We start from the raw sequence: 5,984 nt of genomic DNA on the forward strand, positions 1-5,984 counted from the left end.
AAACATGTTCCTCGGATTCCGTAACGGTTCTATGGGTGAAACGTCGACGGTGCTTTTGATTCTCGGCGGCTTATTCCTCATGTATAAGGGCTATGTCAAGTGGCAGGCAACGGTTGCTATGATTGCGACTGTCGGCATTTTGATGTGGATCTTCGGCGGTGCCGTAGGTGCTCATGCAACAGGCGGCCTTTTTACGGGCGATCCTATTTTCCACATGATGGCCGGCGGTTTGATTATCGGTGCTTTCTTCATGTCCACTGATATGGTAACGGCCCCGATTACCTTGAAAGGTCAATTGATTTTTGCTGTCGGTGCAGGCGTACTTACCGTATTGATTCGTCTCCTCGGCGGTTATCCTGAAGGGGTTTGTTACTCCATCCTCTTAATGAATGCCGTAACTCCCTTAATCGACCTTACAGTAAAACCGAGAATTTTCGGCTCTGTAAAGGTCAAGGCAAAGGAGGCTGAATAAGATGTCGGAATCAACGGAAAACAACATTTTTAAAATTGCTCTCAATCTTATCCTCACTTGCTTGGTATCCGGTCTCATCATCGGCTGTGTATATTATATAACCGGCCCGATTGCTAAAGTTAAAGCGGAACAAATGAAACAGGACTCCATGAGAGCCCTCGTTCCCAATGCGGAAAAGTTTGCCGAAGTACCCGGTGAAAAAGATACGTATTTTGCCCAAAAAGACGGCAAAACGATTGCTTATGTTATTCCGACGGAACCTAAGGGTTACGGCGGTCCCATTAAATTGTTGACGGCTGTTTCGTTGGACGGCTCCGTTATGGACTACACAATGCTTGAACATAACGAAACTCCGGGCCTGGGCGATAATGCTTCAAAACCCAAATTCCGCGGCCAGTTCAAGGGTAAGAAACTGGACCACTTGGAAGTTACTAAAGACCCGAGCAAGACGGACCTTATCCAAGCTATGACCGGTGCAACCATTTCTTCCCGTGCAGTTACTCGCGGCGTAAAAGAAGCTGTTGAAAAGGCCGCACAGTTAGGGGGTCACTAATCATGAGTTTATGGAAAATATTCAGTAGAGGCATTATCGAAGAAAACCCGTACTTCGTATTAGCTCTGAGCTTGTGCCCCGGTCTTGCCGTAACGACAAGCGTTATTAACGGTTTGACCATGGGTCTTACGGTTTGGTTCGTTATTACTTGTAACAACGTAGTCGTTTCAATTATTCGTAAGACGATTAATAAAAAGGTTCGTGTACCTGTATACATCACTTGTATCGCAACAATCGTTACTTGTGTACAGCTGTTCCTCCAAGCCTTTGCTCCCGATTTGTATAAGGCGTTGGGTGTATATCTTGACTTGGTTGTCGTATTCGCAATCATCTTGGCTCGTGCCGAATCGGTTGCTTCTAAAAACGGCATTGTCGTATCTTTCCTCGACGGTATGGGCATGGGATTCGGCTTTACAGTAGCAATGTTCCTCATTTCCTTCGTTCGTGAAATTCTCGGCAACGGTTCGCTCTTCGGTATCCCCGTTTTCGGAGATTGGTATCAACCGGCTCTGATTATGGCTTTACCGCCCGGAGCTTTCATGTTGATCGGTTTTATTATGGCCGGTTTCAAAGTTTGGAACCAGAAACGAGAAAAAGCACGCTTGCTGAAAGAACTTGAAGGGAGTGAAGCATAATGGGTGAATACTTTACGCTGTTCATCGGTGCTGTTTTAATTAACAACTTCGTATTGACCAAGTTCTTGGGCTTGTGTATTTTCTTCGGCGTTTCTAAGAACCTTAATGCTTCTATCGGCATGGGTTTCGCCGTAACTTCCGTTATTACGCTGAGCACCATTTTGGCTTGGTTGGTATATAACTTTGTCCTCGTACCGCTCGACCTTACGTTCTTGCGGACTATTACATTCGTTGTCTTGATAGCCAGCTTCGTACAGTTGTTGGAAATTATCATCAAGAAGGAATCGCCTACGTTGTATAACATGTGGGGGATTTACCTCATGCTTATCGCTACGAACTGTATCGTTTTGTCCGTCCCCGTATTGAGTGTAACGAACAATTACAACTTTATTGAAAACATTGTCTTTGCCGTCGGTTCCGGTATCGGTTTTGCTTTGGCGTTGATCCTCATGGCCAGCGCTCGTGAAAAACTCGACTTTGCCGATGTGCCTGCAGCTATGAAGGGCACTCCGATCGCATTCGTTGTAGCCGGTATGTTATCCTTGGCCTTCCTCGGATTCTCCGGTATGTTATAGGATAAGAGGTGACATAAGATTATGAATGAAACCTTATTTATATCTATCATGGCCGTAGTTATTATGGTTTGCGTAGGTACCGTATTCGGTTTCGTCTTGGCAACGGCGGATAAGAAGTTTGCTATGGACGAAAATCCTTTGATTGGTGAAGTTAAAGAAGCTCTGCCTCAAGGTCAGTGCGGTGCTTGCGGTTATGCAGGTTGTGCCAAATATGCCGAAGCGGTTGTAAACGATCCTGATGTTCCGCCCAATCTCTGCGTTCCCGGTAAAGCGGCAGTTGCTGAAGAAGTAGCCATGCTTACCGGTAAGGTGGCAGAAGCTGCGGAAGCTAAGTTTGCACATGTTAAATGCCGTGGCGGTATCGGTATTGCCAAGATGGCATACGAATACAAGGGCGTTATGGACTGTGCAGCTGCTAAACAGATTCAGCAGGGGCCTAAATCCTGTAAGTTCGGTTGCTTGGGCTTCGGTAATTGTGTTCGCAATTGCCCCTTCAATGCTATGACGATGGGTACGAACGGGTTACCCCAAGTAAACAAGGTGCTTTGCACCGGTTGCGGTAAGTGCGCAAGTGTTTGCCCGAATCACGTTATCGAATTGTTACCTGTAAGTGCAAAAGTCAGCGTAAGTTGCAGCTCCAAAGAAGCCGGGGCAGTTGCTAAGAAGTCCTGCTCGGCTGCATGTATCGGTTGCGGACTTTGCGTACGTAATTGCTCGCATGAAGGCGGCGTACAGGTAATCGATCACTTGGCAGTGGTAAATCCCGAAATTTGCCATGCTTGTGAAGATCCCACTTGTGTAACTAAGTGCCCGACCAAGGCTATTGCCGCATATGTAAAAGCGGCAAAAGCTGAAGTTGAAGAAGCAAAGATAGGATAATAGTGTTATGAACGGAAGAAGATATACGACCATGATAGCCGTAGTATTCCTTCTCGTTCTGTCGTTGGTCTGCTCCGGATGCCTTTCGCGTTCGGAGCAGTCTTACGATAAGAACGGAGTAGCCATGGATACGACGATATCCTTAAAGGCGACGGGACCGGAAGCAAAGGAAGCGGTTGAGGAAAGTTTTGCCCGAATCCAGGAATTGGACCGGCTGGCCAGTGCACAGCGTCCGGATAGTGATTTGGGAAAATTGAAAGCGGCGGCGGGAAAGGACTATGTACAAGTGGATCCTGCCGTGTATGAAATGATTGATTTTGCAAAAACTTACTCTGAAAAATCACAAGGTGCTTGGGATATTACCACAGGAGTCATAACGGACTTGTGGGGAATCGGAACGGATAATCAGCGGATTCCTTCGGATGAAGAAATTGCAGCTGCCGAAAGCCTTGTTAACTATAAGGATATACTGCTGCGGCCTGAAGATCACAGTGTGAAACTTGCTAAAGCGGGTATGAGTATTGATTTGGGCGGCATTGCCAAAGGCTATGCCGTTGATGAAGTACGGGCTATTTTTGCCAAACATCATATTGAAAACGGTTTGATTAATCTCGGTGCCAGTTCCATGTATGCCTTAGGTTCCAACGCTAAAGGCGGCCCCTGGCGTATCGGCATTAAGCATCCGCGTAATGATGATAAAGACACATACTTGGGTATTGTAGCCGTAAGTAATGAAAATATTTCCACGTCGGGAGACTATGAACGCTTTTTTGAAGAAAACGGTGTGCGGTACCATCATATTTTCGATCCTAAAACAGGTCGACCGGCTCGTAGCGGTGTGATGAGTGATTCCGTTCTGGTAGATTCGTCCATTGAACATGGCGGTATGTTGGGGGATATGCTGACGACCATTTTGTTTGTCCTCGGGCCTGAACGGGGAATGGAATTTGCTCATTCCGTAAACGGTGTGGAAGCCATGATTACGACAACTGACGGGAAGATATACATGACAGACGGATTTAAGTCTCATTTTTCCGACTTGAACAGTGATTTTAAGCTAATGCCCTAACCTTTTTTCAGTTATGGAAATCGGGTGAAAACATAAGATTTTTGCATTTTGTATTTACTTTTTTTTCATTTTATAAGATAATGGAATAAAGTATACGAAATATTTCACAAAGGGCGGTAGGCATATGGATCATATTGATGAGAATATTTTGGAGTTGCTGAAAAAAAACGGTAAGGTTTCGGCGACGGATATCAGTAAGGTCGTAGGATTGTCAATTCCGGCTGTGGCCGAAAGAATACGTAAGATGGAACACAACGGAATAATTGAAGGATACGGTGTTAAATTAAGTCGTCGCAAGACGGGGTATAATGTAACTGCGTTTATTATGGTTACTGTAGAGCGTACTTCGACAGATGACGAGTTCAGAAAGCGTATTTTAACCTTTGACGAGGTTTTGGAATGTCACCACATCGTAGGGGCTTTCGATTACATATTGAAAGTTCTGGTTAAGACACCTGATGAGTTGGAACAGTTCATTATGAGAGAGTTGAACGAAATTCCGACGGTAACAATGACTCAAACCTTCTTGTGTCTTTCTACCTTGAAAGAAGAATGGAATATCTGAAAAAAAGGAGCTTCGCTAATGCGAAGCTCCTTTTAGTATATGGTTATTGAACGGATCCGTTCGGAGTAATGACACATGTTTTAATAGGAAGCATTTTTTGAGAGGTTGCGACGGCTTGTTCAACTGTTTTTTCTAAACGTTGACAGCAAGGAACACTCATACGGATGACCGTTACCGAATGAACGTCATTATTTTTTAAAATATTCGTCAGTTTTTCCATAGCGTTATCATCATTCAGTTTAGGACAGGTAATGATAAGAGTCTTGTCCTTTATAAAATCTTTACCGAAATCGGCATAGGCATAAGCTGTGCAATCAGCAGCAATGAGTAAGTCCGCCCCGTTAAAAGCCGGAGATTCTTCAGGTACCAATTTCAACTGAATGGGCCAGTATGAAAGATGCGAGATATTTTCGTTATCTTGAAGAGATCTCATCATTCGGCCACCTACCGGATTCATAAATATTTGTGTTTCCATGACGTGCCTCCTTAAAGATCTGTTTTATTTCTGGACATAGTATAGTAGAATAAACGTACCGAGTCTGTTGGAAATATAACTGAGGTGACAACATGGAAGAATACATTTCGCTTTTAAAAAATACGGACCTCTTTAAGGGCGTTGAAGAAACATCCATAGGATCTTTATTACAGTCCATGGGTGCTCGTAAACGACATTTTGACAAAGGCAATTTCGTTTTTTATGCAGGCGATGACATAAACACTATCAGTATTGTCTTATCCGGAAGTTGTCATATCGTTCAAGAAGATTACTGGGGAAATCGTAATATTTTGACGCTCGTTCAAAAGGGACAACTCTTCGGCGAAGCCTTTGCGGCCTTACCGTCGGCACAAGCTATTGTGGATGTGGTTGTCGTTGAAGAAGGTGACATTCTTTTTTTGAGTATCGATTCATTGATGAGATCTGATACATCTTTACCTGCAGAGGCTCGGCGTGTATTGCGAAATGTAATGGGCTTATTGGCAGGAAAGAATATTCTTTTAACGAAAAAAATTCGTTATATTTCGCAACGGTCGACGCGTCAAAAGCTGATGGCTTATTTGTCCGATGAGGCAAGACGTCTGGGGAGTCCTTCCTTTACTATTGAATTCAATCGCCAACAGTTGGCCGACTTTTTATCCGTAGATCGCAGTGCCATGTCGGCAGAACTCAGTAGGATGCAAAAAGACGGGCTGATTAAATACCATAAAGATGAATTTACCTTGCTGCAATAAAAAAAG

At 44.3% G+C, this 5,984-nt stretch carries 9 protein-coding genes; 8 read left to right on the forward strand and 1 reads right to left on the reverse strand.

Features of this window, described 5'->3' with window-relative positions:
• The 7 genes from PGX78_RS05020 to PGX78_RS05050 all read left to right on the forward strand — a co-directional run.
• A partial coding sequence (locus PGX78_RS05020; protein WP_270445666.1) for an RnfABCDGE type electron transport complex subunit D occupies positions 1-472 on the forward strand: 472 nt, incomplete at its 5' end.
• Position 473: 1 nt separating this feature from the next.
• Positions 474-1,025 carry an RnfABCDGE type electron transport complex subunit G gene (locus PGX78_RS05025; RefSeq protein WP_270445668.1) on the forward strand — a complete coding sequence of 184 codons (552 nt, stop codon included), beginning with the start codon at positions 474-476 and terminating at the stop codon, positions 1,023-1,025.
• 2 nt (positions 1,026-1,027) lie between these two features.
• The gene (gene rsxE / locus PGX78_RS05030; RefSeq protein ID WP_006941920.1) at positions 1,028-1,660 is read left to right on the forward strand and encodes an electron transport complex subunit RsxE; all 633 of its coding nucleotides are present in this window, start codon (positions 1,028-1,030) and stop codon (positions 1,658-1,660) included.
• On the forward strand, positions 1,660-2,235 hold the full coding sequence (locus PGX78_RS05035) for an electron transport complex protein RnfA (protein WP_006941921.1): 576 nt from the start codon (positions 1,660-1,662) through the stop codon (positions 2,233-2,235). The genes rsxE and PGX78_RS05035 overlap by 1 nt, the downstream gene beginning before the upstream one ends.
• Positions 2,236-2,256: 21 nt before the next feature.
• Positions 2,257-3,114, forward strand: a complete 858-nt coding sequence (gene rnfB, locus PGX78_RS05040) for an RnfABCDGE type electron transport complex subunit B (protein ID WP_006941922.1) — start codon at positions 2,257-2,259, stop codon at positions 3,112-3,114.
• Positions 3,115-3,238: 124 nt separating this feature from the next.
• A complete protein-coding gene (locus PGX78_RS05045) occupies positions 3,239-4,183 on the forward strand; it encodes an FAD:protein FMN transferase (protein ID WP_006941923.1) in 945 nt (314 codons plus the stop codon).
• A gap of 124 nt (positions 4,184-4,307) precedes the next feature.
• Positions 4,308-4,748: an Lrp/AsnC family transcriptional regulator gene (locus PGX78_RS05050; protein ID WP_006941924.1), complete on the forward strand. Its 441-nt coding sequence runs from the start codon at positions 4,308-4,310 to the stop codon at positions 4,746-4,748.
• A 43-nt stretch (positions 4,749-4,791) separates the two neighbouring features.
• Here PGX78_RS05050 and PGX78_RS05055 read toward each other — a convergent pair whose 3' ends face one another.
• Positions 4,792-5,223 (reverse strand): iron-sulfur cluster-binding oxidoreductase, encoded by a 432-nt coding sequence (locus tag PGX78_RS05055; protein ID WP_270445678.1) that lies wholly within the window; start codon positions 5,221-5,223, stop codon positions 4,792-4,794.
• Between the two features lie 92 nt (positions 5,224-5,315).
• Here PGX78_RS05055 and PGX78_RS05060 point away from each other — a divergent pair, with 92 nt between their 5' ends.
• Entirely contained in the window at positions 5,316-5,978 is a 663-nt protein-coding gene (locus tag PGX78_RS05060) for a Crp/Fnr family transcriptional regulator (protein ID WP_270445680.1), read from the forward strand.
• Positions 5,979-5,984 lie beyond the last annotated feature (6 nt).

Origin of the sequence: Megasphaera sp. AF13-6AC, assembly GCF_027685385.1 — a bacterium.
In the GTDB taxonomy this organism is placed as follows: Bacteria; Bacillota; Negativicutes; order Veillonellales; family Megasphaeraceae; genus Megasphaera; species Megasphaera micronuciformis.

Excerpts from the sequence above, each read along its gene's own strand:
- PGX78_RS05050 (WP_006941924.1), top strand. The coding sequence starts at position 4,308 with ATGGATCATATTGATGAGAATATTTTGGAGTTGCTGAAAAAAAACGGT.
- PGX78_RS05060 (WP_270445680.1), top strand. The coding sequence starts at position 5,316 with ATGGAAGAATACATTTCGCTTTTAAAAAATACGGACCTCTTTAAGGGC.
- PGX78_RS05045 (WP_006941923.1), top strand. The coding sequence starts at position 3,239 with ATGGATACGACGATATCCTTAAAGGCGACGGGACCGGAAGCAAAGGAA.
- rnfB (WP_006941922.1), top strand. The coding sequence starts at position 2,257 with ATGAATGAAACCTTATTTATATCTATCATGGCCGTAGTTATTATGGTT.
- PGX78_RS05035 (WP_006941921.1), top strand. The coding sequence starts at position 1,660 with ATGGGTGAATACTTTACGCTGTTCATCGGTGCTGTTTTAATTAACAAC.
- PGX78_RS05055 (WP_270445678.1), bottom strand. The coding sequence starts at position 5,223 with ATGGAAACACAAATATTTATGAATCCGGTAGGTGGCCGAATGATGAGA.
- rsxE (WP_006941920.1), top strand. The coding sequence starts at position 1,028 with ATGAGTTTATGGAAAATATTCAGTAGAGGCATTATCGAAGAAAACCCG.
- PGX78_RS05025 (WP_270445668.1), top strand. The coding sequence starts at position 474 with ATGTCGGAATCAACGGAAAACAACATTTTTAAAATTGCTCTCAATCTT.